At 49.0% G+C, this 2,177-nt stretch carries 1 protein-coding gene; it reads left to right on the top strand.

The window, feature by feature from the left end:
* A partial coding sequence (locus QTO06_RS25180; protein WP_331410321.1) for a beta strand repeat-containing protein occupies positions 1–2,177 on the top strand: 2,177 nt, incomplete at both ends.

Consider the following 2,177-nt stretch of genomic DNA (forward strand, 5'->3'; position numbering starts at 1 on the left):
CTTGAATACAACACCGGCTCAGGTTGGTTAGCGGTACCAAACGATGGTGTGGTAATTGTGCCTGCTGGACTGACAGAATTTGATGTACGCATTGCATCGATTGACGATGAAGTATTTGAAGGTCCAGAGAACTTCACGGTAGACGTGACCGGGCTCGGTTCTGTTCAAGGTGCAGATACGGGCACTGCGACTATTGTGGATGACAATACAGGTCCTGGTCCCGATCCAGACGACGACCGTCCAACGGTGTCTATCAGTGATGCTGGCACCATTAACGAAGGTGACACTGCCAATTTCGTTGTCTCGCTAACTAATGCCTCCGAAGACGATGTTCAGGTAGAACTTGGCCTCAATCTTGGTGATACCGAAGTCGGTGACCTTGGCTCTCTTGAATACAACACCGGCTCAGGTTGGTTAGCGGTACCAAACGATGGTGTGGTAATTGTGCCTGCTGGACTGACAGAATTTGATGTACGCATTGCATCGATTGACGATGAAGTATTTGAAGGTCCAGAGAACTTTACTGTAGATGTCACCGGTCTTAGTGCAGTTCAGGGGGCAGATACTGGCACCGCGACTATTGTGGATGACAATACAGGTCCTGGTCCCGATCCAGACGATGACCGTCCAACAGTTTCAATCAGTGATGCTGGCACGATTAACGAAGGTGATACGGCGAACTTCGTTGTCTCGCTAACTAATGCCTCCGAAGATGACGTTCAGGTAGAACTTGGCCTTAATCTTGGTGATACCGAAGTCGGTGACCTTGGTACACTCGAATACAACACCGGCTCAGGTTGGGTAGCGGTACCAAACGATGGTGTGGTAACTGTACCTGCAGGACTTACAGAGTTTGATGTTCGAATTGCATCGATTGATGATGAAGTGTTTGAAGGTCCAGAGAACTTTACTGTAGATGTCACCGGTCTTGGTGCAGTTCAGGGGGCAGATACTGGCACAGCGACTATTGTGGATGATGGCACCGGTCCAGGCCCAGATCCAGACGACGACCGCCCAACTGTTACATCTATTACCAGTACCACTGTAAATGAAGGCGAAGTCGCGACTTTAGACGTTACCTTAAGTAATGTAAGTACGACCCCTACAGTGGTGAATATGACCCTTGCAGATGGAAGTGCGGAAGGTGGGGAGGATTACACTAATACGCTGGTTACGATTACTTATGAGGACAATACCACTGAAGTTATTAATGTAGAGCCTGACGGTAGTTTTGTTGTAACAGTACCAGCAAACGATTCTGCATATAGCGTCACAATGAGTACGACTGATGACGAGCTTACAGAAAATACAGAAACATTTACCCTATCGGGTGCTACAGATGTTCAAGGTGTCCCGGCAATAGGTACTACGACTATTATCGACAACGATGCCCAACTTGTAGCTTCTATTTCTAACGAACTCATTAATGAAGGCGAAGCAGGAACATTTGATGTAACGCTAAGTAATGCCAGTGATACAGACTCTATAGTCAGCATGACACTCGCTGATGGCACAGCCGACGGTGGCGTGGATTACACCAATACACAGGTGACGATAACTTATGCCGACAGCAGCACCGAAGTTGTAACGGTAAACCCTGATGGCTCGTTTGATGTCACCGTGCCTGCCAACGACACCACATACAGCATTACTGTTAGCACAACGGATGATGACCTGTTCGAAGGCCCAGAGACCTTTACGTTGTCCGGTGCAACTGCTGTACAAACTGCACCAGCAGAAGGTACGGGTACGATTGTTGATGATGGCAGTGGCCCAGGTCCTGATCCAGATGATGACCGTCCGACTGTAGCATCAATTAGCTCAACCACCGTCAACGAAGGCGACCCAGCGACACTTGATGTGACCATGAGTAATGCCAGTACAACAGATACTGTTGTTAGCATGACGCTCGCCGATGGCACCGCAGACGGCGGATTGGATTATACCGATACACAAGTGACGATCACTTATGCGGACAACAGCACTGAAATTGTCGCGGTAAACCCTGACGGCTCATTTGATGTCACCGTGCCTGCCAACGACACCACATACAGCATCACCGTTAGTACAACAGATGATGACTTGTTCGAAGGCCCTGAGACCTTTACGTTGTCCGGTGCAACGGCCGTACAAACTACGCCGGCAGAGGGTACAGGTACGATTGTTGATGATGGCAG

Origin of the sequence: Vibrio sp. M260121, from assembly GCF_036533715.1 — a bacterium.
GTDB lineage: Bacteria > Pseudomonadota > Gammaproteobacteria > Enterobacterales > Vibrionaceae > Vibrio.